The organism is Streptomyces sp. TAA040, assembly GCF_000424845.1.
Genome location: NZ_AUKR01000020.1, coordinates 22,353 through 47,331, shown reverse-complemented (window position 1 = coordinate 47,331; position 24,979 = coordinate 22,353). Strand labels below are relative to the sequence as shown.

Genomic DNA, 24,979 nt, shown 5'->3' with positions numbered 1-24,979 from the left:
ACAGCAGGTAACACCAACAGTGCGTAGCGCCGGGCCGGACGCCTGTCACGCTGCGCTGTCGATCACCGGTCCGGGGCCCTCCCGTCCGCTCGGCACCGCGCAGCGCTCCGAGATCACAATTCACTCGTCGGTGTCCCTCGGCGACGACAATCGGACCGCGGAGCAGTACGGTTGTTCCCCGAGTCGCTCCCGGTCCGCCGTGCGGCGGCCGGACGCCTCCCGAAGGCCCGCCCGGTTCGCGGCCGGGCGCGGGAGCCGGGGCAGAGCGAGCGGAGTGGCGGGTGTTTCGCGCGATCATCGGGCTGTGGCGCTGGCGCCGCAATCCGCTGTGCTCGCGCAGTCACCGGCTGGAGTCCTGGTTGGCGCTCGGCGCGGCGCTCCTCGCCCTCGTCGGGGCACCACTGGTCGGCGCCGCGCTCGGTGGCGCGGCACATCGCTCGCTGCTCGACCTCGCGAGCGAGCAGCACTCCTCCCGGCTGCGGACCTGGGCGACCGTCGTCGCCGACCCCGGCACGGCGGACGGCGCCGGCCCGGGTCCGTCCGACGACCGGCACGACAGTCCCCGGATGCTGGTCGCCTGGCAGGCTCCGGACGGCACCGCGCGCACCGGCAGCCGCCGGTCCGCGACGGTCGCCGGCGCCGGCGCCGGCGACCGGGTCCGTGTCTGGACGGACCGGGCGGGCCGGCTCACGACGGCGCCGATGAGCGCCGCGACCGCTCGCGCGCACGGTGCGCTGGCCGGCCTGGTCGCCGCCGCGGCGGCGGGCGCCGCGGTCGAGACGGTGCGGCGGGTGACCGTGGCGGGAATCCTGCGGCGGCGGTATCGGCGGTGGGAGGAGGCGTGGGAACGGCTCGGGCCCGACTGGGGCCGTACCGACGCGTCGAGCTGACCGGGCCGGGCGGCCGGACAGGGCCGGATCCGTCATCCGGGCAGCGTGGCACACGCTACCGTGGAGCCTCCAGCAGGCTCGGCAGCACACACATTCCACGCAGCACAGTCAGTTGTCGCACCGGCAGTCCGTGCACGGGCGACCACCGCACAAGGTTGGGGCAGAACGGTCCATGGCACAGGGCGCGGTCCAGGTGACACACACCAGCACGTCGCGGTGGCGGCGGCGCACGGGGGACTACGCCTCGCTGTCCGCCGCCCTGGAAGCGGCGGGTGACGGTGACGTGCTCACCCTCTCGCCCGGCACCTACCGGGAGAACCTCGTCATAGACCGCGCGGTGACGTTGCGCGGGCCCGAACGCGCCACGACGGGCTCGGTGCGCATCACCCCTGCCGAGGGCGTCCCACTGACCGTGCGCTCCTCGGCGGTCGTGCGGGACCTCCAAATCGAGGGGCAGGACGCCTCCGCGCCCGCGCTGCTGGTCGAGACGGGGGCTCCGGAACTCACCGGGCTGCGGGTGATGACGCGGTCGGCCGCCGGTGTCGAGGTGCGCGAGGGGGCCCGGCCCACCGTGCGCCGCTGCACGGTGGACAACCCAGCGGGGCTGGGCATCAGCGTCTCCGGCGGGGCGGGGGGCCTGTTCGAGGAGTGCGAGGTGGTGGCCGCCGGCCAGTCCGGCATCGCGGTGCGGGACGGCGCGCACCCGCGGCTGGAGCGCTGCCGGGTGCACCACGCCTCCGGCGCGGGTCTGGCGCTGACCGGCGAGGGCAGTGCGGTGGAGGCCGTCGGCTGCGAGTTCTACGAGATCAAGGGCACGGGGGTGCAGGCCGCCGCCCGTGCCACCGGGCAGCTCACCGACTGCCGGGTGCACCGGACGACGACGGACGGCATCACGCTCGACACCGACGCGGTCCTCACCCTCGTCGACTGCGACATCCACGACATTCCCGAGAACGCGGTGGACCTCCGCTCCCGCTCGGTGCTGACCCTGACCCGGTCGGTAGTGCGCCGCTTCGGACGCAACGGGCTCTCGGTATGGGACCCCGGCACGCGGGTGGACGCCAACCGCTGCGAGATCCACGAGAGCACCGGCGACTACCCGGCGGTGTGGATCAGCGACGGCGCCACCGCTGTGCTCGACACCTGCCGGGTGCACGAGGTGCCGGACGCCCTGTTCGTCCTGGACCGCGGGTCGCGGGCGGACGTGGTGGACAGCGACATCGGCCAGGTGCGCGGCACCGCGGTCTCGGTGAGCGACGGCGGCATCGTGCAACTGGACGACTGCCGCATCCGGGAGGCCGCCACCGGCGCGTGGTTCCGCGACCACGGCAGCGGCGGCACGCTCTCGGGCTGCACCATCGACGAGGTGGCCACCGGTGTCATCGTGACCAAGGGCGCCGACCCGACGGTGGAGCGCAGCACCGTCACCAACCCGGCCGAGGCGGGCTTCTACGTCTCGGCGCAGGGGCGGGGGACCTTCACCGGCTGCCGGGTGACCGGGTCGCGGGGCTACGGCTTCCACGTCATCGACGGCTGCCGGTCGGTGCTCACCCGCTGCCGTACCGAGCGGTGCAGCCGCGGCGGCTACGAGTTCGCCGAGGACGGGCCGACGACCGAGGAGTGCAGCAGCGACGAGACGGCTGCCGCGCCCGCGCCACCTCCACCGCGGGCACCCGCGGTGGAGGTGGCCGGGCTGCTCAGCACCGTGCCGGGGCAGGCCCCGGCCGGCGCAGCCCCGACGGCCGGGCCCGCGCCGGAACCGCGGCCCGAGCCGGAGCCCGCACGGGCGGCACCGGAGGTGCTCTCCGAACTCGACGCCCTGGTGGGCCTCGACAGTGTCAAACGCGAGGTCAGAGCACTGACCGACATGATCGAGGTCGGGCGCCGGCGCCAACTGGCGGGGCTCAAGGCCGCCTCCGCCCGCAGGCACCTGGTCTTCACCGGCTCGCCGGGCACCGGCAAGACGACCGTGGCCCGGCTCTACGGCGAGATCCTGCACGCGCTCGGGGTACTCGAGCGCGGCCACCTGGTGGAGGTCTCCCGGGTCGATCTGGTGGGCGAGCACATCGGCTCCACCGCGATCCGCACCCAGGAGGCGTTCGACCGCTCGCGCGGCGGGGTGCTCTTCATCGACGAGGCCTACGCGCTCTCCCCCGAGGACTCCGGCAGGGACTTCGGCCGGGAGGCCATCGACACGCTGGTGAAGCTGATGGAGGACCACCGCGACGAGGTGGTGGTGATCGCCGCGGGCTACACCCAGGAGATGGCGCGCTTCCTCGCCGTCAACCCCGGTGTGGCCTCCCGGTTCTCCCGCACCATCACCTTCGGGGACTACGAGCCGGAGGAGCTCCTGGAGATCGTGCAGCAGCAGGCCGAGGAACAGCAGTACCACCTCGGCCTGGGCACGGCCGACGCGCTGCTCAAGCACTTCGCGGCGATTCCGCGCGACGCCTCGTTCGGCAACGGCCGCACCGCCCGCCAGACCTTCGAGGCGATGGTGGAGCGGCACGCCGGCCGGGTCGCCCAACTCGCCGATCCCAGCACCGAGGAGCTCACGCTGCTCTACGCGGAGGACCTTCCCGAGCCGTCCTGAGGCGGCAGCGCGGCGCCGGACTCCGTGGCGGGTGCCGCCGCCGTGCTTCCCTCGGCGTCGGCACCCGCACGGGGCCGCTCGGCTGCCGACGCCCCGGGTACGCGCGCCTGGGCACCGGCCAACCGCGCCAGCAGGCCGCGCCGTTCCTCCTCGAACGCAGGATCGGCCTCGTAGTCGCTGTGGCCCAGCACGGCGGAGGGCAGCGGGTACCGCAGGGTGCGACCGTACCGCAGGGGGTCCTTGAGGGGTCCGCGGTCCACCCCGGGGCCGGAGGCGCCGGGGACCCGCACCGGGCCGCCGATCGGGTCGGTCTCCCGCCAGAGGTTCCGCCAGCAGTCCAGTTCGCGGTGCAGGGACCGGAGGGCCTCCGGACCGAAGCAGGCGGGGAACCAGCGGCCGTAGAGGCGCTCCAGCGGCGAACCGTAGGTCAGCAGCGCCACCCTGCGGCGGGTCTCCGGGGCGAGCTGCCACACCGCCGCCGCGGCCAGCACGCTGCCCTGGGAGTGCCCGGACAGGACGAGCCGGCCGGCGGTGAGCCGGGTCCAGGTGCTGATCCGCCAGCTGAGATCGGGCACCGCGCGCTCGGCGTAGCAGGGCGGGGCGAAGGGGTGGGCGGCGCGCGGCCAGAAGGTGCCCACGTCCCAGAGGATGCCGACCGTCCGCCGGGCGCCGGCGTCCCGGTAGGCGCGCCTGCCGGTCGTCAGCAGCAGTATGACCAGGGCGCCGGTGAGCCAGGAACCCACGGCCTGGGCGAGAGCGCCGAGGGCGGGCAGCGGCGGCGGCACACCGACGACGGCTTCGGCGGGCGCCGTTCCGGTCGCGGTGGCGCCGAGGACGGCTCCGGCGCCGAGCAGCAGGGTCAGCACGGCCACCGCCCCGACCAGGACGGGAGCCGAGTCGGTCAACCGGGCCCTGGCCACCGTCCGGGCGATGCTGCGGCTGCGCTCCTCGTTCGGCGGGCCGTCGGCGTGCTCGCCGGGATAGCCGGCCCGTACGTCGGGAGCGAGGCGGGCGCCCGTCCGCCAGGTCCGCACCGCACCGGCGAGGACCACGAGCAGCACCGTGACCAGGAGGGCCGGGATGACCGCCGCCTGCCAGACGAGGACCACCGGCGGCCCGGCTATCGCGGCGGCGCCGGTGCCGCCGCCCGAGGAGCCGGGGCCCAGCCACTCGGAGACCCGCTGGGCGGCACCGCCGGAGAGTACACCGCCGGTGGCGCAGGCGAGGAGGGCGACCGCGGCACCGCCCAGGCCGTGCAGTGCGCTGCGATGCCCGGCGGGGGCGCGCCGGTTCAGGACAAGGGCCGCACCGGCCAGCATCGCGATCAGGACGCACTGGACGACGGCGTAGAGGGCGAAGAAGGAGGTACCGGGGAGTTGGGCGCCGGACTCCCAGCCCGGCCGGTCCCAGCCGGTGTGCACCGCCGCGAGCACGAGCAGCCCCGCGGCCGTCCAGGGCAGGCCCAGAGTCGCGAGCCGGTCGGGTCGGTCGTCCGGACGGTCCTCGCTGCGGCCCCGGTGGACGACGACCAGCACCGCAAGCAGCCAGCACGTGGCGAGCGCGACGCCCAGGAGCCGGCCGGCGGGCAGGAGGGGGCCGCCGACGCGGGTGTCGTACGGCACGGCGGCAAGGTGCAGCGCGGTGGCGACGGTGAGCAGCCCGGCGGCGGTGTGCGCGGCCCGCAGCCGGCTCACCAGGCGGCGGCCGTACCAGAACCCGGGCAGGCTCAGCGGCGGCCGGTCCGCGGAGTCCGGTCGCGGGCCGGCCGGTGCCGAGTTCCCGGGAGGCGGGGAGGCGGACTCGTAGGCGCTCCAGGTCCGGTGCGAGAGCGACCACAGCAGGAGGGTCAGGGCGACCGGGAGGAGGGCGCCCACCACCAGCCGGCGGCCGGGCAGGCTCCACCACCCCTGGCCGTCCGCGGCCAGGAAGGTGAGCCAGGATGCCTCGCGGGCGCACTCCGCGGCCCCCGCGCACTGCCAGGCGATCAGGTCGAGCGAGACCTCGCAGGCGGCGGCGATCAGCAGGACGGTGAGCGAGAGGGCCAGCAGCCGCACGAGTACCGAGTACGCGCGCTGGGCGAGCCCCTTGCGCGGGGCGGCGGGACGCATCCAGTGCGCCAGATTGGCGATCATGAACGGCAGGAGGATGAGCCACAGGGCCCTGGCTCCGTTGCCCGAAGTGAGGTTGGACCAGCAGTAGGCCTCTGGCACCGGCTTGCCGGTGGTGCCGCCCGGGCGGTCCTCCGCGTCGACGTCCTCGGCCCTGCGGTGGATTCCGGCGGTGCGGTCGCCGGTGAGCCGGCGGGTGCGCGGGGCGTCGAGCATCTCCTCCGGCGTGGCCCCGCCGACTCCGTGCACCAGCAGTTCCAGCGCCGGGGCCGGAGTGCCGGGCTCGGGACGGCGGCGCTCGGGTACGGACGTCGGCATGGTCGATCTCCCCCCGGGGGCCTGTGGGTCGGTCCACCCCAGCATCGTTCCCGGAACGGGCGCCTGCAGCCGCCGGGTGGAAGATTCACCGAAATCGTGACGTGGCGGCGCCGGATGACGGTCGAAAGGTCAGCGCCGCCAGGCGCCGGTGGACAGGAAGGTGTCGGCGGCGGCAAGGAACGGGGCGATGTCCAAACCCTGTTCGGCCAGCCAGCGGTCGGAGTAGTACTTGTCGAGGTAGCGGTCGCCCGGGTCGCACAGCAGGGTGACGACGGAGCCGCGCTCCCCTCGCTCGCGCATCTCGGCGATCAGCTTCCAGGCGCTCCACAGCCCGGTGCCGGTGGAGCCGCCGGCCCGACGGCCGGTGGCGGTCTCCAGCGCCCGCACCGCCGCGATGCTCGCCGCGTCCGGTACCCGCATCATCCGGTCGATCGCGCCGGGGACGAAGCTCGGCTCCATCCGCGGCCGGCCGATGCCCTCGATCCGCGAACCGCAGTCGCTGACGGCTTCGGAGTTCCCCGTGACCCAGCCCTCGAAGAAGCAGGAGTTCTCGGGGTCGGGCACGCAGATCCGGGTGTCGTACTGCATGTAGTGCACGTAGCGGGCGATGGTGGCCGAGGTGCCTCCGGTGCCGGCGGCGGCCACGATCCAGGCCGGCTCCGGGAAGCGCTCCAGCCGGAGCTGCTGGTAGATCGACTCGGCGATGTTGTTGTTCCCGCGCCAGTCGGTGGCGCGTTCCGCGTAGGTGAACTGGTCCATGTAGTGGCCGCCGGTCTCGGCAGCCAGTCGGGCCGAGACCGCGTACACCGTCTGCGGGTCGTCCACCAGATGGCACCGGCCGCCGTGGAACTCGATGAGGCGGGTCTTCTCGCTGCTGGTGGTACGCGGCATCACCGCGATGAACGGCACCCCGATCAACTTCGCGAAGTACGCCTCGGACACGGCGGTCGAGCCGCTGGACGCCTCGATCACCGGCTTGTCCGGCCGAATCCAGCCGTTGCACAGCCCGTAGAGGAACAGCGAGCGCGCGAGCCGGTGCTTGAGACTGCCGGTCGGATGGGTCGACTCGTCCTTGAGGTACAGGTCGATGCCCCAGTGCTCGGGCAGCGGGAAGAGCAGCAGGTGGGTGTCCGCGCTCCGGTTGGCGTCCGCCTGGACACGGCGTACGGCCTCCTTGAGCCAGGCCCGGTAGCGCTGATCGCTGCGGTCGACGTCGTCGGTCGCGGCGGCGGGGCCGCCGGAGGCGGGGACGCTGATCTGCTCACTGCTCACCGGACGATCATAGGCGGCCTCTGGCCATAGGCTCGCGGCGCGGGCAGACTGCCAAGCGGGGCACGGTGGCGAGCGGGGACTGCGGAGGGTGGCACGGTATGAGGGAACCCGATTTCGAGGCAACCGGGGTGCGGATCACGCGGCTGCTGCGTTCGCTGACCCGGGCCGGGCAGGTGCGGGTCAGCGAGGGCCGGCTCGTGCTGCTGACGAGCTACGACAGGGAGATCGACAGCGCGCCAGTCCGCGAGGTGCAGGTGCGCCGCCCCTGGTACGTGCCGGGCAACCGTGCGCTGGCGAGCCTCAACGGCAGCCACTACCTGCTGCGCCTGCCCGCCGCGGGTCCCGACGGGCTGCTGGCGGCGGTGGGGAACGCCAGGAGGCGGAGCCCGGGCGCGCCCAGCGGGGGCGCGGCCGGGCGGGCCGGGACCGTCCGGCGGATCGGCGCCGCCGAGGTCACGGTCGAACGGCGCACCGCACACCCTTGACACCGGGGCGGACGGTGTGCTCGATTTGCACTTCCCTGTGACTCGGATCACTCTTGAGGTCAGGGCATCCCGTCGTCGCGAGCGACGGCGCCTCCCGGTGGTGCGGCCGCCCTCCGACGGGCCCGCGGCGCCGCGCGGCGCCCGTGCGCGTCCCGGGGTGCGCCGGTTCGGCCGGTGCCTACCGGTCACCGGCGTCCGGCCCGCCGCCACGCATGTCGCCCCGGCCCCAGGGAGTCGCAGCCGTGATCAGTCGCCCCGCCCCCAGTCGGCACTGCGCCGTCGAGTTCCAGGCCCTGCCGTCCCGCATCGGGCAGGTCCGCCGCATCGTCTCCGCCCAGCTCCGCTACTGGAAGCTCGATCCGCTGCAGGACACCGTCGCGCTGGGCGTCTCGGAGCTGCTCGCGAACGTCCACCGGCACACCGGTGAGGACAAGCACTGCACGGTGGAACTGGTGCTGCTCTGGGACCGGCTCACCGTTTCGGTGCGGGACCACGACCCGCGGTTGCCGCAGGTCCGCACCGCGGGAGCGCTGGCCACCAGCGGCCGGGGGCTGGCGCTCGTCGCCGCCGTGAGCGAGAGCTGGGGGATGCGTGCCCAGCGCGGCGGCAGCGGCAAGGTCGTCTGGTTCACCCTGCCGGTGGAGCCGCCTGGGGAGCGGCGGGGGCAGCGGGCCGGAGCGGCCGACGAGGCGGCCCGCGCGCTGCCCGGCTGAACCGCCCGGGCCGTCGCGGACCGCCCGCCCGGGGCGGGTCCAGGGCCTCGCGGCCCGCACCACGAGGCGCCCGGGACTCAAAAGCGGAGCGCGACGCCCACGTGGGGCCGCTTGCCGCGCCGCAGCAGCGCACCGCCGCCCTCGACCAGCCGGAACCGCCAGCCGTACTTCCGGGCCAGGGCCATGCGCACCCGGTCGAGTTCCTCGGAGGTCTCCAGCAGCCGCCCGCGCCCCTCCACCGGCCGAGCGTCCTCGGGGATTCGTCCGCGGACGTCGCAGACCGTCGCGGTCGCCCGGTCGTCGCGGCGCAGCCGCTTGACCTTGTACGAGTCCTCCCGCGTCCACACCAGCAGTTCCTCACCGTCCGGAGCCGCCCAGACCGGGGTGGCCGCCGCCGTGCCGTCGCGGCGGTAGGTGACCAGACTGACGTAGCTGCTGCGGGCGAGCTCGGTGGGCATCATGCCCGCGAGGCTACGTGCCCGCCGCCCGCGCCGCCTCCCCCTCCGCAACGACGCGCCCTGGACGGACGCTTCCGCACGGTCGGCCGCGCCCGCCGGCCGGGACCGCTCCGGCCCGCTCAGACCTCCTGAAGGACCAGCGGGTCGTCCAGCACCGGCTGCCAGGCCAGCTCCGCGGCGCCCACCAGGCTGTTGTGGTCGAGGGTGCAGGCCAGCACCGGCACTCCGCCGCTGCGGCCCCACAGGCTCCGGTCGGCGACCCGGTCCCTCAGCCGCCCGGGGTCGGCGAGCAGCAGCTCCCGGTGGAGTCCGCCGAGGATGATGCGGTCCGGGTCGAGGAGGTTCACCAGTCCGGCCAGTCCGAGGCCGAGCCGGTCGATCAGCAGCCTCGCGGCGTCGCGCACCCGGGGGTCGGTGGCGTAGCCGGTGCGGAGCAGTCCGCGCGCCTCGTCGAGCAGCGAGACCTCGGGGCCCGGAGCGCGGCCCGCGGCCTCCAGCAGCGCCAGCGGGTCGGTCTCCACGTCGAGGCAGCCGCGGCTGCCGCAGTGGCAGGCCCGGCCCTGCGGGTCGACCGTGAGATGGCCGACCTCGAGCGCCAGGCCCGAACTGCCGCTGTGCAGCCGCCCTTCCAGCACCAGCGCACCACCGACCCCGCGATGGCCGGTGGCCACGCACAGCAGGTGGTGGGCGCCCCGGCCTGCTCCGTGCCGGTGCTCCGCGAGTGCACCGAGGTTGACGTCGTTCGCCGCGAACCCGGCGGCCGCGCTCCCGGGCGCCGGCCCGGTGACCCCGGCCTCGGCCAGGCAGCGGGAGAAGATGTCCCGCACCGGAGCCCCGGCCGGCCAGGCGAGGTGCAGCGGGTTGAGCGCGGTGCCCTCCGGTTCCGCCACCGCCGAGGGAACGGCGAGCCCGGCTCCGACGCAGCGGCGGCCGGTCTCCCGAAGCAGCCCGGCACCGGCCGCCACCACCGCGCGCAGCACCTGGGAGGGGTCGGCGTCGACGGTAACGCACCCCGGCGCGGTGGCGACCACCCTGCCCCCGAGGCCGACGAGGGCGGCACGGAACCCGTCCGCGTGCACCTGCGCGGCGAGCACCACCGGGCCGCCGGGGTCGAGCGACAGCCGGTGCGAGGGCCTGCCCTGCGCCCCGGCGGGGCTGGCGGGCCGGGAGTCCACTCTGATCAACCCGAGCGCCTGGAGCTCGGCGGCCACCGCCCCGGCAGTGGCCCGGGTGACGCCGAGGGCCGCGGTGAGCACCGCCCGTGTCGGTGCCCGCCCGGTGTGTACGAGTTCCAGGGCAGGTCCGAGTGCGCTCCGGCCCCGGTCCGGCCTGCTGCGAGTCTGGTTCACCGCACTATTGTCCCTTTGTGTTGACCGTGAACAAAACAGGTGGCAGCGGCGCGCGCCCCCCGGAACTGCTCCCGCCGGCCGTCCCACCGCCCCGGGAGCGCATCGGGCGCGCGGGACCGGGGACGGTTCCCGGTGCGGCTGGCAGAATCCGGCCGATGGAGACCGCCGAGTTCCTCACCGCCCTCGACCGCGAGGGCCGTTCGCTGATCGCCGCGGCCGGGAACGCTGGACCGGACGCGGAGGTGCCCTCCTGCCCCGGCTGGCGGGTACGGGACCTGGTCCGCCACCAGGGCGCGGTGCACCGCTGGGCCACCGGCTTCGTGGCCGAGGCCCGGGAGCGGCCGGGCCCGGTGCCGGACGATCCGGTGCCGGACGGGGAGCTGTCCGACTGGTTCCGGCAGGGCCACCGGTCCCTGCTGGACGCCCTGCGTGGCGCCGGCGACGACCTGCGCTGCTGGACCTTCCTCCCGGGCGGGGCGAGCCCGCTGGCGTTCTGGGCCCGCCGTCAGACGCACGAGACGACGATCCACCGGGTCGACGCCGAGCAGGCCGAGGGCCACACGCTGTCGCCGGTGCCCCGCCACGTCGCGGCCGACGGCATCGACGAACTGCTCACCGGCTTCCACGCCCGAGAGCGGAGCCGGGTGCGCAGCGACCGCCCGCTGGTGGTGCGGGTGCGCGCCACCGACACCGACGAGGAGTGCGTCTGGACGGCGCGGATCACCGACCGGCCGGTCAGGGCGGTGTGCGGCGCACAGGACCCGCCGGACTGCGAGATCAGCGGCCCGGCGGAGGTGCTCTACCTGGCGCTGTGGAACCGGACGTCCTTCCACTCGGGCGTGGAGGTCACAGGGGACCGCTCCGTCGTCGAGCTGTGGCAGCGCACCTCGTCGATCGGCTGACGGGCCGCGTGCCGTGGCCCGGGGCGGGCCCCGATGCCCGCGTGCCGGGGCCGGTCAGCGCTCGGCGGCCGCGCGGCGGTCCACCGCGTCCAGCGCCCGGCGGGCGAGCGGGTGGTCGCGGACGACCTCGCCGAGCGTGGTGGAGCCGCGGACGATCCTGGCGAAGACCGACCAGGCCGGGCGGAAACCGGTCAGCACGGCGTGCACCAGTCCGGGGCGCTTCTCGAACACGGAGAGCAGACGGCGTCCGACGCCCATCTCCACCCCGAGGCCCGCCTTGACGGCGAAGGCGTAGTTCAGCGCCTGCCGCCGGGTGTCCACCGCGTCGTGCGCCTCGGCGATGCGCACGGCCCACTCCCCCGCGAGCCGTCCCGAGCGCAGACCGAAGGAGATGCCCTCCCTCGTCCACGGTTCCAACAGTCCGGCGGCGTCGCCACAGACCAGCACCCGGCCGCGGGAGAGCGGCGAGTCCTCGGATCGGCAGCGGGTGAGATGCCCGGAGGAGACGCTCGGCTCGAAGCCGGCCAGCCCGAGGCGGGCGGTGAAGTCCTCCAGGTAGCGCTTGGTCGCCGCGCCCTCGCCGCGGGCGGAGATCACGCCGACGGTCAGGGTGTCGCCCTTGGGGAAGACCCATCCGTAGGAACCGGGCAGCGGACCCCAGTCGATCAGCACCCGCCCCGACCAGTCCTCGGCCACCGTCGACGGGACCGGGATCTCGTGCTCCAAGCCGAGGTCCACCTGGTCCATCCGCACCCCGACGTGGGCGCCTATCCGGCCCGCGCTGCCGTCCGCACCGACCACGGCGTGCGCCAGCAGCGTCTCGCCGCCGGACAGCACGACCGCCACCGTCCGCCGGTCGGGGACCTCGGGGCCGTGCTGCTCCACCCGCGAGACGGTGGCACCGGTGCGCAGCCGCGCACCGGCCTGCTGCGCGGACTCCACCAGCGCCTGGTCGAACTCCGGGCGGTCGACCAGGCCGAAGAGCATCGACCGCGAACGCCGGGTGCGGGCCAGCCGGCCGTCGAGGGAGAAGGTGACGGCGTGCACCCGGTCCCGCAGGGGCAGCGCGAAGCCGGGCGGCAGGGCGTCCCGCGAGGGGCCGATGATGCCCCCGCCGCAGGTCTTGTACCGCGGCAGCTGCGCCTTCTCCAGCAGCAGCACCCTGCGGCCGGCGGCGGCAGCGGCGTACGCCGCGGAGGCGCCCGCCGGTCCGGCACCGACCACGATCACGTCCCAGACGGGGCCCTCCTCCGCGGGGTTTCCGCCCGCGCTCGCGTCGGCTGTGCCCGAAGTGTCTTCGCTGCTCACGATCTGCTGCTGCTCCCGCTCGACCGGCCGGTTCTCGGTGAGGCCTGGCCCCAGTCCGGCATCCTACGGCCCCTCGGCCGCTCTTCCCGCTGTGGGAGTATCAGCAGATCATTGCGGACGCGGGGAGACCCCTGCGCGTCCGGTTGTCCACGCGCACGTGCAAGGAGCTTTCCCGATGGCGCATGACGCCCTGGCGGCCACCGTCGCCACGCTGATGCCACAGGCCAAGGACGAGCTGGCGGAACTCATCCGGTTCCGTTCGGTCGCCGATCCCGAGCAGTTCCCGCCCGGCGAGTGCCTGGCCGCGGCCGACTGGATCGCCGCGGTCCTGCGGGCCGAGGGCTTCACGGAGGTGGAGCTGCTGGACACCCCGGACGGCACCCGTTCCGTCTACGGCCTGCTGCCGGGCCCCGTCGGGGCCCCGACGGTGCTGCTGTACGCGCACTACGACGTCCAGCCGCCGCTGGACGAGGAGGCGTGGCTGTCCCCGCCGTTCGAGCTGACCGAGCGGGAGGGCCGCTGGTACGGGCGCGGGGCCGCGGACTGCAAGGGCGGCTTGATCATGCACCTGCTCGCCCTGCGCGCGCTCAGGGCGGACGGCGGGGTGCCGGTGACGGTCAAGGTGATCGCCGAGGGCTCCGAGGAGCAGGGCACCGGCGGTCTCGAACGGTACGCCGAGGAACACCCCGAACTGCTCACCGCGGACACCGTCGTGGTGGGTGACTCGGGCAACTTCCGGGCCGGGCTGCCGACCGTCACCAGCGTGCTGCGCGGCATGGCAATGGTCCGGGTGCAGGTGGACACGCTGGAGGGCAACCTGCACTCCGGCCAGTTCGGCGGCGCCGCCCCGGACGCCCTCGCGGCCCTGGTGCGGCTGCTCGACTCGCTGCGGGCCGAGGACGGCTCGACCCTTGTCGACGGGCTGGCGGCCGAGGGGGTCTGGGACGGCATCGCGTACCCGGAGGAGGACTTCCGTCGGGACGCCGGAGTGCTCGACGGGGTGGAGCTGATCGGCGCGGGCACGGTGGCGGACCGGCTCTGGGCCCGGCCCGCCGTCACCGTCCTGGGCATCGACTGCCCGCCTGTCGTCGGGGCCACGCCGTCCGTGCAGGCGGGAGCCCGCGCACTGGTGAGCCTGCGGGTGCCGCCGGGCGCCGACGCCACCGAGGCCGCGGGTCTGCTCGCGGCACACCTGCACGCCCGCGCACCCTGGGGTGCGCGGGTGGTCGTCGAGCAGGTCGGCCAGGCGCAGCCGTTCCTCACCGACACCACCGGGCCCGCCTGCGCGGCGATGGCGGAGGCGATGCGTGAGGCCTACGACGGCGTGGAAATGGCTGTGGCGGGCATGGGCGGATCGATCCCGCTCTGCAACACCCTGGCCGAGCTCTACCCGCGGGCGGAGATCCTGCTCACCGGCCTCAGCGAGCCGCAGGCCCGGATCCACGCCGTGAACGAGAGCGTCAGTCCCGAGGAACTGGAGCGGATGTCGGTGGCCGAGGCGCTCTTCCTCCAACGGTACGCCGCGGCCCGCTGACGGGCTCCCGTCAGGCGGCGGTCCCCGGCGGCGCCACGACCGGGACGCCCGCCTCCAGGTTGAGCGGGCCGCCGCCCTGGCGGGAGCGGAGGGCCCAGCGCAGCCGTTCGTGCCGGTTCGCGGGCAGCAGCACCCGCGCCTCCGCCTCGGTGACGAAGCGCCAGTCGCGGAGTTCCGCACCGGGCAGCAGCAGCCGCTCGACGTCGGCGGCGGCCAGGAGGCCCCCGTCGAACAGCAGCCGCAACCCGCCGAAGGCCGGTCTGCTGGGCGGCTCCCAGTCGACGACCAGCAGCCGGAGCCCGCCCTCCAGTCGCAGCCCGAGTTCCTCGTGCACCTCGCGGACGCCGGCGCGGGAGGGGCTCTCCCCCGGTTCCACGATGCCGCCGGGGAACTCCCAACCGGGCTTGTAGGTGGGGTCGACGAGGAGCACTCGGTCCTGCTCGTCGAAGAGCAGCACGCCGGCGGCCACCGTCTCCGCGGAGGGTTCGCCGGACTGCACGATCTCGCAGGCGCCCCGGCCCTCCCGGAGCGCGTCCGCCACCGCGCGGGCCGCGCGCCGGGGACCGAGCCCGGTCACGTCCAGGTGCACCGCGTCGGCCCGCAGCCAGGGCGGCGCCCCGGCGTCCGGGGGCGGGTGGCGACGCCCACCCGGTCCGTCCGGTCCACCCGGTCCGCCCGGTCCGGCGGCCCGTTGTGCCCCGGGCGGATCGCCGGGAAGGCGGTCGCCCCGACCCGGAAGGATCGTTTCCTCCCGGGCTACCCGCGGTTCCCGGTCCGGCAGGAGCCCCTCGTCCGCTCCTGCCGGCCCGGAGCCGGACCGCCGCGCGGGGCGATCGAGCAGGAAGTGCCGCACCGGTATGCGGCGGGCGGCCAGCAAGCCGAACATCTCGTCCCGGTGCTCCTGCCGCAGCAGGGACATCGGCGCGACCAGCGGACCCGGCACCTCGCTGAGCAGAGCCGCCGCGGTGTCGACCACCAGCCGCCGCCAGGCCGGCAGGTCCTGCGGCTCGTCGAGCTCCGCGAGCCGCTCCTTGGGCAGCATCCGCAGCAGCCCCGCACCCGCGGACCACGGGTCGTACAGCGTGGCGTCGGGGAGCAACTGGACGAGTTCCCGCGCTGCTGCGGTCTTGCCCACGCCGAAGGCGCCGTTCAACCAGACGATCACGATTCCCCCTCCTCGCTCGCCCCCCGGATCAGTGCCCGCAATACCCTGCCACGGAAACGCGCGAGGCTCAGCGGTGCACACGCCGGGCTCGGCAGTGCGCAGGGGCGCTAACGGCGCGCAGGAGGGAGCGTGCGGCAGGCCGCGGCTGCACCCACCAGCCCGGCGTCCGTCCCGATCGCGGCCGGCACCACCGTGAGCCCGCGCACGTACGAGAGGGTGGCGTAGTCGTCAAGGGCGCTGCGCAGCGGTCCGAACAGCACGTCGCCCGCCTGGGCGACCCCGCCGCCGATGACGGCGATGTCGATCTCCACGAGCGCGGCCGTAGCGGCGATCCCGGCGGCGAGGGCCCGGGCCGCCCGCTCGAAGGAGGCGAGGGCGACCGGGTCGCCGGCCTCGGCCGCCGCGGCCACCGCCGCCGCCGAGGCGTCCCCGTCCGGGCCCGGCCGCCAGCCGGCGGCCCGCGCACGCCGGGCGATGTTCGGACCGCTGGCGATGCGCTCCACGCATCCGCGTGCGCCGCACGGGCACGCCTCCCCGTCCAGCTCCACGCTGATGTGGCCGACGTGGCCGGCGTTACCGGTGGTTCCCGGGAACGGGCGGCCCTCCAAAACCAGTCCGCCGCCCACACCGGTGGACACGACCATCCCGAGGGCGTTGGCGTGCCCGCGGGCGGCGCCCTGGGCGTGTTCGGCCGCCGTCATCGCGACGCCGTCGCCCACCAGGACGACCGGGAGCTCGCCGATCTCCCGCCGCACGCCCTCAACCAGGGCGAAGTCCCGCCAGCCGGGGATGTTCACCGGGCTGACCGTGCCGTTCCTGGCGTCCACCGGCCCGGCGCTGCCGATGCCGAGCGCGCCGACCCGGCTCCACTGGACCGCCGCACGCAGCTCGCCCAGCACCTCGTTCGCCGCCCCGAGCACGGCGTCGCCGTCCCCGCCGGGAGGTGTCGGCCGCTGGACGCGGACGTGCAGTTTTCCGCTGTCGTCCACCAGCGCACCGGCGATCTTGGTGCCCCCGATATCGAGGGCCGCGGCGAAGTCGATGTCCATGGCGACCCAGTCCACCGCAAAAAGACAACGTTGTCCAGACGGCCTGGCCAGGGCCTATCCTCGAACGGTCCCCCGCACCGCAACGACGCACAGGACGGACCCCGACGTGGCAGACCTCACCCGCGCACCCCACCACGGCTCACCGGCACCGGTCCCGTTCGGCAACCGGCCGACCATGAAGGACGTCGCCGCCCGTGCGGGCGTGGGCCTGAAGACCGTCTCCCGGGTGGTCAACGGCGAGACGGGGGTGTCGGTCGACACCGAGCGGCGCGTGCGGGAGGCCATCACCGCGCTGGGATTCCGGCGCAACGACAGCGCCCGAATCCTGCGCAAGGGGCGGACGGCCAGTATCGGACTGGTCCTGGAGGACCTGGCGGACCCCTTCTACGGGCCGCTCAGCCGCTCGGTCGAGGAGGTGGCCCGCGCGCACGGCGCCCTGCTCTTCAACGGCTCCAGCGCCGAGGACCCCGAGCGGGAGGAGGAACTCGCCCTGGCGTTCTGCGCCCGCCGGGTGGACGGACTGATCGTCGTGCCGGCCAGTGGCGACCACCAGTACCTCGAACCGGAGATCGCCGCCGGGATCGCGACGGTCTTCGTCGACCGGCCGCCGGGCCTCATCGAGGCCGACACGGTGCTCTCCGACAACTTCGCCGGGGCCAGGGACGGCGTCGCGCACCTGATCGCGCACGGCCACCGGCGGATCGGCTTCATCGGCGACCAGCCGCGCATCCACACCACCGCGGAACGTCTGCGCGGCTTCCGGGCCGCGATGGAGGCCGCCGGTCTGCCCGTGCCGGACGCCCGGGTGGCTCCCGGCCCCACCGACGCGGCACGGGTGGCGGCCGCGGCGGAGGCGATGCTGAGCGGTCCCGAGCCGGTGACGGCGCTGTTCGCCGGCAACAACCGGGTGACCGCGACCGCGGTGCGGGTACTGGCCGCCCTGGACCGGCGTGTCGCCCTGATCGGTTTCGACGACCTCGAACTCGCCGACCTGCTCGATCCCCCGGTGACCGTGGTCGCGCAGGACGCGACCCTGCTCGGCCGCAAAGCGGCGGAACTGCTCTTCCGCCGCCTCGCGGGGGCGGGGGAACCACCGCGGACGTTCCAGCTGCCCACCCGCCTGATCGCCCGGGGCTCCGGCGAGCTGCCGCCGGCGGACTGACCCGCACCGGCCGGGACACGGCAGCGGGAGGGCGACCGGCCCCGGGGCGCACGTGCGGCGGCTCGACGGGAGACGGCCGGCCGGACCGCGGCGCCGCCGGCGGTCCGGCCGCGGACGGCGAAGCGGGTCAGCGGGGGGCGGCGAAAGCCGCGAGCTCCGCCCTGCCGAGCCCGGTCAGCCCCGCGACCTCCGCCTCGTCGACCGCCCCGCAGTGCAGCCCCCGCAGCAGGTGGCCGCCGAGCGCCTTCGCCGTCGCCGGCTCGTCCAGGACGCCCGTCCCGGAGGTGCGGTGCGCGTAGTCGGCCAACCGGGACGCCACCTGCTCCAGGCCTTCGCGGTAGAAGGCGTAGACGGCGGCGTAGCGGGTCGGCAACTGCCCCGGGTGCATGTCCCAGCCCTGGTAGTAGGCGCGGGCCAGGGAGCGCCCGACCAGGCGGTGGTGCAGCCGCCACGCGGCGTGCACCTGCTCCGCACCTCCGACCGGCAGCACGTTGGTGGAACCGTCGGACAGCCGGACCCCGGTGCCCGCCGCGGCCACCTGCATCACCGCCTTGGCGTGGTCCGCCACCGGGTGATCCGTCGCCTGGTGGGCGGCCCCGACTCCGCAGGCGGCGCTGTAGTCGAAGGTGCCGTAGTGGAGACCCGTGGCCCGGCCGCCCGCGGCCTCGATCATCCGGGCCACGGTGGCCCGGCCGTCGGCACCGAGAACGGCCTGGGTGGTCTCGATCTGGATCTCGAACCCGATCCGCCCCGGCGGCAGCCCGCGAGCGCTCTCGAACTGCTCGCAGAGCCGCCCCATCGCGGTGACCTGCTCCGGGCAGCTGACCTTGGGCAGGGTCAGCAGCAGCCCCTCGGGCAGCCCCCCGGCCGCCATCAGCCCGGTGAGGAAGATGTCCAGCGTGCGGATGCCCCGGTCGCGGACCGCTGCCTCCAGGCACTTGAGGCGGATGCCGAGGAAGGCGGGGGCGCGGGCGGGGTCCTGCGCGGCGACCGCGTCGGCCACCGTCGCCGCGGCAGCCGCCGCGGCTGCGTCCTCCTCGACGTCCGGACGCTCGCCGTAGCCGTCCTCGAAGTCGATCCGCAGGTCCTCGACGGGCTCCCGAACGAGCTTGGCGCGGACCCGGCCGTACACCTCCCCGGCCTCCGCCGGGTCCAGGCCGAGCACGTCCGCCAGGGCCGCGGCGTCCGGCGCGTGCGCGTCGAGCAGGGCGAGCGCCCGGTCGCCCCAGGTGCGCACCGTGTCCGCCGTCAGCTTGTCGGCGGGCACGTAGACGGTGTGCACGGGCTGCCGGGTTCCGGGGTCGCCCGGGTAGCGGCGGGCCAGGTCGGCGTCGACCGCCGCGAGGGCGGCGCCGATCTCCCGGCCCACCGAGTCGTCGAAGGTGGTGGGGACCGCTCCGCCCTGCGTCATGTGCACTCCCACGGAAATCAACAAAACGTTGAAGAATGGTCGGGACGCTAATCCCCGCGGGGCGGCACGTCAACACCCGGACGGGGCCCCGTCCGCACGACGGCCGGGTGTGCCGCGCTCCTCCGAGGAGCGCCGCGCACCCGGCCGTCGTGCGGACGCCGGTGCGACCGGGCGGAAGCCCGGCGCCGGTGCAAGCGGGGCGGGCGGTCAGCCCTTGCGGGTCCTGACCTCCTCGGTCAGCTGCGGCACCACCTCGAAGAGGTCTCCGACGACGCCGTAGTCGACCAGGTCGAAGATCGGCGCCTCGGCGTCCTTGTTGACCGCGACGATGGTCTTCGAGGTCTGCATGCCGGCCCGGTGCTGGATGGCGCCGGAGATGCCGGCCGCGAGGTAGAGCTGCGGCGAGACCGACTTGCCGGTCTGCCCGACCTGGCTGGCGTGCGGGTACCAGCCGGCGTCCACCGCGGCACGGGAGGCGCCCACAGCGGCACCGAGCGAGTCCGCCAGGGACTCGATGACGTGGAAGTTCTCCGCTCCGTTGAGGCCGCGGCCGCCGGAGACGACGATCGCCGCCTCGGTCAGCTCGGGGCGGCCCGAGGACTCCCGCGGGGTGCGCGAGACGACCTTCGTCCCGCTCGCCTGCTCGCCGAAGGAGACGGCGAGGGGCTCCACCGTGCCGTCAGCGGGAGCCGCCTCGGGTGCGGCCGAGTTCGGCTTCACGGTGATGACCGGAGTGCCCTTCGAGACCCGCGAACGGGTGGTGAAGGCGGCGGCGAACACCGACTGGACGGCCACCGGCCCCTCGTCACCGGCCTCCAGGTCGACGGCGTCGGTGAGGATGCCCGAGCCGATCCGCACCGCGAGGCGGGCGGCGATCTCCTTGCCGTCCGCGGAGGAGGGGACGAGCACCGCGGACGGCGAGACGGCCTCGTAGGCGGCCTGCAGGGCGTCCACCCTGGGCACCACGAGGTAGTCGGCGAACTCCGGCGCGTCCGCCGTGAGCACCCGGACGGCGCCGTACTCGGCCAGCGTGGCCGCGGCGGTGTCGCCGCCCGGCCCGAGGTGGACGGCGACGGGCTCGCCGATGCGGCGGGCGAGGGTCAGCAGTTCGAGGGTCGGCTTGCGGACGGCACCGTCCACGTGGTCGACGTAGACGAGAACTTCAGCCATGGGAATGCACTCCTGCGAAGATGGTGCGGACGTGATGGGCGAGGGCCTGCCGGCGGGGGCGGCGCGGTGCGACCGGCCGGCGGTACCGGGGCGAACCGCTCAGATGAACTTCTGACCCGCGAGGAACTCGGCGAGCTGCTTGCCGCCCTCGCCCTCGTCCTTGACGACGGTGCCGGCGGTCCGGGGCGGGCGCGCGACGGCGTCGTCGACCTTGGTCCAGGCTCCGTCGAGGCCGACCTCCTCGGCCTCGATGCCGAGGTCGTCCAGGTCGAGGGACTCGACCGGCTTCTTCTTGGCGGCCATGATGCCCTTGAACGAGGGGTAGCGCGCCTCGCCCGACTGGTCGGTCACCGAGATCACGGCCGGCAGCGCGGCCTGAAGCTGCTCGGTCGCCGCGTCGCCGTCCCGGCGGCCGGTGACCTTCCCGTCGGCGACGGAGACCTCGGACAGCAGGGTGGCCTGCGGGACACCCAGCCGCTCTGCCAGGATCGCGGGCAGCACACCCATGGTTCCGTCGGTCGAGGCCATGCCGCAGACGACCAGGTCGTAGCCGGTGTGCTCGACGGCCTTGGCCAGCACGCGCGAGGTGCCCATCACGTCCGTGCCGTGAAGGTCGTCGTCCTCCACGTGGACGGCCTTGTCCGCGCCCATCGACAGCGCCTTACGCAACGCGTCCTTGGCGTCCTCCGGACCGACGGTGAGCACGGTGACCTCGGCGTCGTCGGCCTCCGCAGCGATCTGGAGCGCCTGCTCCACCGCGTACTCGTCGAGCTCCGACAGCAGGCCGTCCACCGCGTCGCGGTCGGTGGTCAGGTCCTCGGCGAAGTGCCGGTCGCCGGTGGCGTCGGGCACGTACTTCACACAGACAACGATCCTCAAGCTCACGCCGGCTCTCCTACTGCTTCGTCATTACGGGGCTGCCTTCGTGCAGGCAGCATAGGCGGCTGTCGGGGGCGGTTCCCGGTCGTCGCACCGGGTCTGTCCGCACAGTTTATTACTCGTCAGTACAACGAGCGAATCCCCCCCGGACAAGCCCGTCACACTGTGACCTTGCCAACCCGGGAGCCGGTCGCGCGCCACCCGGCTCCGGGCACAGGACGAGGGGTCAGTCGCGCAGCGCGTGGAAGCGTCCGCGCTGGTAGAGCAGGGGGCGGCCGCTGTCCGCGGCCTCGCCGTGCGTCACCTCGGCCAGTACCAGCCGGTGGTCGCCGGCCGGCACCAGGGCGGCGACCCGGCAGACCATCCAGGCCAGCACCCCGTCCAGCACCGGGACGGAGGCCGGGCCCTCCCGCCAGAGGGTGGGCGGCGCGAACCGGTCGGCACCGCTTCGGGCGAAGGTGGCGGCGAGTTCGCACTGGTCCTCCGCGAGGATGTGCACCCCGACGTGCCCGGTTCCGGCGATCACCGGCCAGGTGGAGGAGGTGGTGCCGATCCCGAAGGAGAGCATCGGGGGGTCGGCTGCGACCGAGGCGACCGAGGTGGCAGTGAAGCCCGCCGGACGGCCGTCCCGGTCGGCCGCGGTGACCACCGCGACACCGGCCGCGTGGTTGCGGAAGGCCGCCCGCAGCACGTCGGGGCCGCCCGCCGAGGGGGGCGCGTGCGACCGGGCCTGCGCCGACTCCGTCCCGGACCGGATGCCGAACGCGCTCACCGGAGTATTCCCGACCACATCGTGTCAGGCTGACGACATCCAGGGAGGGCCGTCAAGTGGCCCCGGGCGGATGCGGGCACCGTCACTGCCGCCGTCCGCCGGGGCCCGCGCCGGGCGGCTCCGGCGCGGGCGGTGCCGAGCGGCGCGCAGCCCCTTCGGACGACCGGGGCTTGATACCCGTTCACAGCACGGCCCCGAGGGCGGCGACCACGTCGGCGGTGCGCGGCTGTCCGACCGCCCGCCGCACCTCCCTGCCCCGGGCGTCCAGGACGAGGACTGTCGGAGTCCGCACGATCCCCAGCTCCCGGACCAACGGCAGTCGCTCCTCGGCGTCGATCTCCACGTGGGCGACCCCGGCGACCATTTCGGTCACCTCGGCCAGCACCCGCCGGGTGGCCGCACAGGGCCGGCAGAAGGCGCTGGAGAACTGCACCAGCGTGGCCCGCTCCCCCCGTTCGGCCACCGGAACGGCGGCGGCCGCAGACCCCTCGTCCTCGCCCACGCGCTCCCCTCTCGTCGTCGTTGCCCGGCTCCCGGCCGGGGCGCCCCCGCGGTGAACGCCTCCCGGCGATCCGGGATTCCCGACGCGCCGCATCCCGCCCGTGTGAAACACCCCTCCGCGGGCACCGGACAGACCGGGTGCGCGACACGTCTGGCCCCGGCGTGACAGGTGTCTCGTGCCCCCGGGGGTGGCACGAGAAATTACGCCAGCGTAGGTTCAAGGGCATCCACCGCCGGGAGATCCCTCCCCAGGCCGCCTCACGAAGGGTCCCCGCATGGCAGAGATCGTCTACTCGACCGCAATCGGCGCGGCGCGTGGTCTGTTCAAGGCGCTCGATCTGCGGTTCGACATCGCCGGAACCGAGAACATCCCGAAGCAGGGCGGCGCCGTCATGGTCAGCAACCACATCGGGTACCTCGACTTCGTGTTCGCGGGGCTGTCGGCGCGACCGGCGAAACGGCTGGTGCGGTTCATGGCCAAGGAGTCGGTGTTCCGGCACCGGGTGTCCGGGCCGTTCATGCGGGCGATGAAGCACATTCCCGTGGACCGTTCCGCCGGCGTCGACGCCTACCAGCACGCGGTCCGGGCGCTCCGCGACGGAGAGATCATCGGCGTGTTCCCCGAGGCCACCATCTCGCAGTCGTTCACTCTGAAGAAGTTCAAGACCGGCGCCGCGCGCATGGCGCAGGAAGCCGGAGTACCCCTGCTTCCGGTGGCGCTGTGGGGGACGCAGCGAATCTGGACGAAGGGCCGCAAACGGGACTTCGGGCGCCATCACTTCCCGGTCACCATCCGCGTCGGCGAGCAGCTCACTCCCGGGGCGGACGAGCCGGTGGCCAGTGTGACGGAACGGGTCCGCGAGCGGATGCAGGACCTGCTGGAGAACGCGCAGCGGGCCTATCCGGCGACGCCGAGGGACCGCGAGGACTCCTGGTGGCTCCCCGCCCACCTGGGTGGGACCGCGCCGCTTCCGGCCGCCCACCCCTGACCGGCCGGCCGCCCGGGACGACGTCCCGGGCGGCCCCGGCGCGGCGGTTCACCTCGCCGACTCCTCCCGGAGGGCGCCGATGAAGGCGTCGACGTCGTCCTCGGTGGTGTCGAAGGAGCACATCCACCGCACCGTACCCGCCGCCTCGTCCCAGAAGTAGAAGTGGTGGCGCTTCTGGAGCCGCTCCGCGACCTCGAGCGGCAGCCGGGCGAAGACGCCGTTGGCCTGGACGGGGTAGAGGATCTCCACGCCCTCGACGGCGCGGGCACCCTCGGCCAGCCGCTGGGCCATCGCGTTCGCGTGCCGGGCGTTGCGCAGCCACAGGTCGCCCGCGAGCAGCGCTTCGAGCTGCACCGAGACGAAGCGCATCTTCGAGGCGAGCTGCATGGACATCTTGCGCAGGTGCTTCATCGCCCGGACCCGGTCCGGGTCGAGCACGACCACGGCCTCACCGAGGACAGCGCCGTTCTTGGTGCCGCCGAAGGACAGGATGTCGACGCCGGCCACGTTGGTGAACGCGCGCATCGGCACGTCCAGTGAGGCAGCCGCGTTGGCGATCCGGGCCCCGTCCAGGTGGACGGCCATCCCGCGCTCGTGGGCGTGGTCGCAGATCCCGCGGATCTCGTCCGGGGTGTAGACGGTCCCCAGTTCGGTGTTCTGGGTGAGCGAGACGACCTGCGGCATGGCCCGGTGCTCGTCCTCCCAGCCGTACGCCTCCCGGTCGATCAGCTCCGGGGTGAGCTTGCCGTCCTCGGTGGGCACGGTGAGCAGCTTGAGGCCGCCGACCCGCTCGGGGGCACCGCCCTCGTCCACGTGGATGTGCGCCGAGTCGGCGGCGACGACCGCGCCCCAGCGGTCGGTGACCGCCTGGAGGGCGACCACGTTGGCACCGGTGCCGTTGAAGACGGGGAAGACCTGTGCCCGGGCCCCGAAGTGCCGACGGAACACCTGCTGGAGCTGCTCGGTGTAGTCGTCGCCGCCGTAGGCGGTCTGATGGCCGCCGTTCGCCAGGGCGAGCGCGGTCAGGACCTCCTCGTGCGCCCCCGCGTAGTTGTCGCTGGCGAACCCGCGCAGCTGCGGGTCGTGGCGGCGCTTGGCGTCCGTCCTCACGGCTGGGGTGTGAGCCACAGGCGTTTCCCGTTCACTTCCTCGGTGGTCCGGTTCCAGGTGTCGACGGCCGCCTCCGCGAGGTCCGCGACGTCGGTGAAACCGGCGAACTCGGCCTGGGGGCGCTCGGCGCGCATCGTCTCGTGCACCAGGGCCTTCACCACCAGGATGGCAGCCGCGGCGCGCGGCCCCTCCTCGCCCCCGGACTTGCGGAAGGCGCTCGCCAGCGCCAGCGTCCACGCCTCGGCGGCGGCCTTGGAGGCGGCGTACGCGGCGTTGCCGCCGGTGGGCCTGCCCGCCCCGGCGGCACTGGTCAGCAGGAACCTGCCGTTGCCGCTGCGGCCGAGCGCGCCCTCGAAGGCCAGCGAGGTGTGCTGGACGGTGCGGATCAGCAGCTTCTCCAGCAGGTCCCAGTCCGCGAGGTCGGTCTCGGCGAACCCGGCCGAACCGCGCCAGCCGCCGACGAGGTGGATGAGCCCGTCGACCCGCCCGAACTCCTTCTCGGTGCGGTCGGCCCAGACCCGGGTCTCGTCGAGGTCCAGCAGGTCGACGGTGTCCCCGGTGACGGTGGCCCCGCCGTGCGCGAAGCGGGCCGCGTCGACCCCGATGGCGAGCCGGGCGGCGTCGGAGTCGGCGCCGACCACGACGGCGCCGGCCTGCGCGAGGCGCAGCAGCACCGCGTGCCCGGCCGGACCGCCGGCGCCGGCGACGGCCACGACGGCCCCTTCCAGTGGTCCCGCCCCCTCGCGGGGGCCGTTGCCGGTGGTCGCAGTGCTCATGTTCGCCGCCTCCTCGTTTGTCCGGGCTCCCGCGCGGTGCCCGCTTCCCGTTCTGCCGTACCCGG

The 24,979-nt window shown here is 74.6% G+C and carries 22 protein-coding genes; 8 read left to right on the top strand and 14 right to left on the bottom strand.

Translation table 11 applies throughout. From position 1 onward, the window contains the following. Window positions 1–281: 281 nt before the first annotated feature. Both H300_RS0116925 and H300_RS0116920 read left to right on the top strand, forming a co-directional pair. Entirely contained in the window at window positions 282–890 is a 609-nt protein-coding gene (locus H300_RS0116925) for an Rv1733c family protein (protein ID WP_028428378.1), read from the top strand. Between the two features lie 172 nt (window positions 891–1,062). Beyond that, on the top strand, window positions 1,063–3,483 hold the full coding sequence (locus H300_RS0116920; RefSeq protein WP_028428377.1) for a right-handed parallel beta-helix repeat-containing protein: 2,421 nt from the start codon (window positions 1,063–1,065) through the stop codon (window positions 3,481–3,483). On the opposite strand, the gene H300_RS0116915 is transcribed toward H300_RS0116920, so the two are convergent. Both H300_RS0116915 and H300_RS0116910 read right to left on the bottom strand, forming a co-directional pair. Next, entirely contained in the window at window positions 3,453–5,909 is a 2,457-nt protein-coding gene (locus H300_RS0116915) for a hypothetical protein (protein WP_028428376.1), read from the bottom strand. The two genes, H300_RS0116920 and H300_RS0116915, sit on opposite strands and share 31 nt — an antisense overlap. A gap of 129 nt (window positions 5,910–6,038) precedes the next feature. Next, window positions 6,039–7,181, bottom strand: a complete 1,143-nt coding sequence (locus H300_RS0116910) for a PLP-dependent cysteine synthase family protein (RefSeq protein ID WP_486583917.1) — start codon at window positions 7,179–7,181, stop codon at window positions 6,039–6,041. A 98-nt stretch (window positions 7,182–7,279) separates the two neighbouring features. Between H300_RS0116910 and H300_RS27385 the strand changes: the two genes are divergently transcribed. Beyond that, complete coding sequence (locus H300_RS27385) at window positions 7,280–7,666, top strand: hypothetical protein (protein WP_051270122.1); 387 nt, start codon at window positions 7,280–7,282, stop codon at window positions 7,664–7,666. Between the two features lie 212 nt (window positions 7,667–7,878). After that, window positions 7,879–8,379 carry an ATP-binding protein gene (locus tag H300_RS27380; protein ID WP_486583916.1) on the top strand — a complete coding sequence of 167 codons (501 nt, stop codon included), beginning with the start codon at window positions 7,879–7,881 and terminating at the stop codon, window positions 8,377–8,379. Window positions 8,380–8,456: 77 nt separating this feature from the next. Here H300_RS27380 and H300_RS0116895 read toward each other — a convergent pair whose 3' ends face one another. Then, entirely contained in the window at window positions 8,457–8,840 is a 384-nt protein-coding gene (locus tag H300_RS0116895; RefSeq protein ID WP_028428374.1) for a PPOX class F420-dependent oxidoreductase, read from the bottom strand. Window positions 8,841–8,956: 116 nt separating this feature from the next. Further along, window positions 8,957–10,186, bottom strand: coding sequence for an ROK family protein (locus H300_RS0116890; protein ID WP_028428373.1), 1,230 nt, complete (start codon window positions 10,184–10,186; stop codon window positions 8,957–8,959). A gap of 155 nt (window positions 10,187–10,341) precedes the next feature. Between H300_RS0116890 and H300_RS0116885 the strand changes: the two genes are divergently transcribed. Further along, window positions 10,342–11,088 carry a maleylpyruvate isomerase N-terminal domain-containing protein gene (locus H300_RS0116885; protein ID WP_028428372.1) on the top strand — a complete coding sequence of 249 codons (747 nt, stop codon included), beginning with the start codon at window positions 10,342–10,344 and terminating at the stop codon, window positions 11,086–11,088. Between the two features lie 54 nt (window positions 11,089–11,142). On the opposite strand, the gene H300_RS0116880 is transcribed toward H300_RS0116885, so the two are convergent. Next, window positions 11,143–12,396 carry a geranylgeranyl reductase family protein gene (locus H300_RS0116880; RefSeq protein WP_051270121.1) on the bottom strand — a complete coding sequence of 418 codons (1,254 nt, stop codon included), beginning with the start codon at window positions 12,394–12,396 and terminating at the stop codon, window positions 11,143–11,145. Window positions 12,397–12,571: 175 nt separating this feature from the next. On the opposite strand from H300_RS0116880, the gene H300_RS0116875 reads away from it, so the two are divergent. Further along, a complete protein-coding gene (locus H300_RS0116875; RefSeq protein ID WP_028428370.1) occupies window positions 12,572–13,930 on the top strand; it encodes a dipeptidase in 1,359 nt (452 codons plus the stop codon). Window positions 13,931–13,940: 10 nt separating this feature from the next. Here H300_RS0116875 and H300_RS0116870 read toward each other — a convergent pair whose 3' ends face one another. Further along, on the bottom strand, window positions 13,941–15,095 hold the full coding sequence (locus tag H300_RS0116870; RefSeq protein WP_028428369.1) for an NUDIX hydrolase: 1,155 nt from the start codon (window positions 15,093–15,095) through the stop codon (window positions 13,941–13,943). 107 nt (window positions 15,096–15,202) lie between these two features. Further along, entirely contained in the window at window positions 15,203–16,144 is a 942-nt protein-coding gene (locus H300_RS0116865; protein WP_028428368.1) for an ROK family protein, read from the bottom strand. 175 nt (window positions 16,145–16,319) lie between these two features. Between H300_RS0116865 and H300_RS0116860 the strand changes: the two genes are divergently transcribed. Beyond that, entirely contained in the window at window positions 16,320–17,306 is a 987-nt protein-coding gene (locus tag H300_RS0116860) for a LacI family DNA-binding transcriptional regulator (protein WP_051270130.1), read from the top strand. A gap of 127 nt (window positions 17,307–17,433) precedes the next feature. On the opposite strand, the gene H300_RS0116855 is transcribed toward H300_RS0116860, so the two are convergent. From H300_RS0116855 to H300_RS0116835, 5 genes are all read right to left on the bottom strand, one after another. Next, entirely contained in the window at window positions 17,434–18,717 is a 1,284-nt protein-coding gene (locus tag H300_RS0116855) for a DUF6986 family protein (protein ID WP_028428366.1), read from the bottom strand. Between the two features lie 207 nt (window positions 18,718–18,924). After that, window positions 18,925–19,887: an electron transfer flavoprotein subunit alpha/FixB family protein gene (locus H300_RS0116850; protein ID WP_028428365.1), complete on the bottom strand. Its 963-nt coding sequence runs from the start codon at window positions 19,885–19,887 to the stop codon at window positions 18,925–18,927. A 99-nt stretch (window positions 19,888–19,986) separates the two neighbouring features. Next, complete coding sequence (locus H300_RS0116845; protein ID WP_028428364.1) at window positions 19,987–20,772, bottom strand: electron transfer flavoprotein subunit beta/FixA family protein; 786 nt, start codon at window positions 20,770–20,772, stop codon at window positions 19,987–19,989. A 220-nt stretch (window positions 20,773–20,992) separates the two neighbouring features. Continuing rightward, entirely contained in the window at window positions 20,993–21,523 is a 531-nt protein-coding gene (locus H300_RS27375) for a flavin reductase family protein (protein WP_051270129.1), read from the bottom strand. A gap of 196 nt (window positions 21,524–21,719) precedes the next feature. Next, the gene (locus tag H300_RS0116835) at window positions 21,720–22,040 is read right to left on the bottom strand and encodes a thioredoxin family protein (RefSeq protein ID WP_028428363.1); all 321 of its coding nucleotides are present in this window, start codon (window positions 22,038–22,040) and stop codon (window positions 21,720–21,722) included. Window positions 22,041–22,314: 274 nt separating this feature from the next. Here H300_RS0116835 and H300_RS0116830 point away from each other — a divergent pair, with 274 nt between their 5' ends. Continuing rightward, window positions 22,315–23,028: a lysophospholipid acyltransferase family protein gene (locus H300_RS0116830; RefSeq protein ID WP_028428362.1), complete on the top strand. Its 714-nt coding sequence runs from the start codon at window positions 22,315–22,317 to the stop codon at window positions 23,026–23,028. A 48-nt stretch (window positions 23,029–23,076) separates the two neighbouring features. Here the strand turns inward: H300_RS0116830 and H300_RS0116825 are convergent, their stop codons facing one another. After that, window positions 23,077–24,138: a threonine aldolase family protein gene (locus tag H300_RS0116825; RefSeq protein ID WP_028428361.1), complete on the bottom strand. Its 1,062-nt coding sequence runs from the start codon at window positions 24,136–24,138 to the stop codon at window positions 23,077–23,079. After that, window positions 24,135–24,914 (bottom strand): SDR family NAD(P)-dependent oxidoreductase, encoded by a 780-nt coding sequence (locus H300_RS0116820; protein ID WP_028428360.1) that lies wholly within the window; start codon window positions 24,912–24,914, stop codon window positions 24,135–24,137. The genes H300_RS0116825 and H300_RS0116820 overlap by 4 nt, the downstream gene beginning before the upstream one ends. Window positions 24,915–24,979: the final 65 nt, after the last annotated feature.

Coding starts and splice junctions, on each gene's coding strand:
- H300_RS0116920 (WP_028428377.1), top strand. CDS start 1,063: ATGGCACAGGGCGCGGTCCAGGTGACACACACCAGCACGTCGCGGTGG.
- H300_RS0116830 (WP_028428362.1), top strand. CDS start 22,315: ATGGCAGAGATCGTCTACTCGACCGCAATCGGCGCGGCGCGTGGTCTG.
- H300_RS0116865 (WP_028428368.1), bottom strand. CDS start 16,144: ATGGACATCGACTTCGCCGCGGCCCTCGATATCGGGGGCACCAAGATC.
- H300_RS0116915 (WP_028428376.1), bottom strand. CDS start 5,909: ATGCCGACGTCCGTACCCGAGCGCCGCCGTCCCGAGCCCGGCACTCCG.
- H300_RS0116875 (WP_028428370.1), top strand. CDS start 12,572: ATGGCGCATGACGCCCTGGCGGCCACCGTCGCCACGCTGATGCCACAG.
- H300_RS0116850 (WP_028428365.1), bottom strand. CDS start 19,887: ATGGCTGAAGTTCTCGTCTACGTCGACCACGTGGACGGTGCCGTCCGC.
- H300_RS0116885 (WP_028428372.1), top strand. CDS start 10,342: ATGGAGACCGCCGAGTTCCTCACCGCCCTCGACCGCGAGGGCCGTTCG.
- H300_RS0116895 (WP_028428374.1), bottom strand. CDS start 8,840: ATGATGCCCACCGAGCTCGCCCGCAGCAGCTACGTCAGTCTGGTCACC.
- H300_RS0116855 (WP_028428366.1), bottom strand. CDS start 18,717: ATGACGCAGGGCGGAGCGGTCCCCACCACCTTCGACGACTCGGTGGGC.
- H300_RS0116860 (WP_051270130.1), top strand. CDS start 16,320: ATGAAGGACGTCGCCGCCCGTGCGGGCGTGGGCCTGAAGACCGTCTCC.
- H300_RS27380 (WP_486583916.1), top strand. CDS start 7,879: ATGTCGCCCCGGCCCCAGGGAGTCGCAGCCGTGATCAGTCGCCCCGCC.
- H300_RS0116820 (WP_028428360.1), bottom strand. CDS start 24,914: ATGAGCACTGCGACCACCGGCAACGGCCCCCGCGAGGGGGCGGGACCA.
- H300_RS27385 (WP_051270122.1), top strand. CDS start 7,280: ATGAGGGAACCCGATTTCGAGGCAACCGGGGTGCGGATCACGCGGCTG.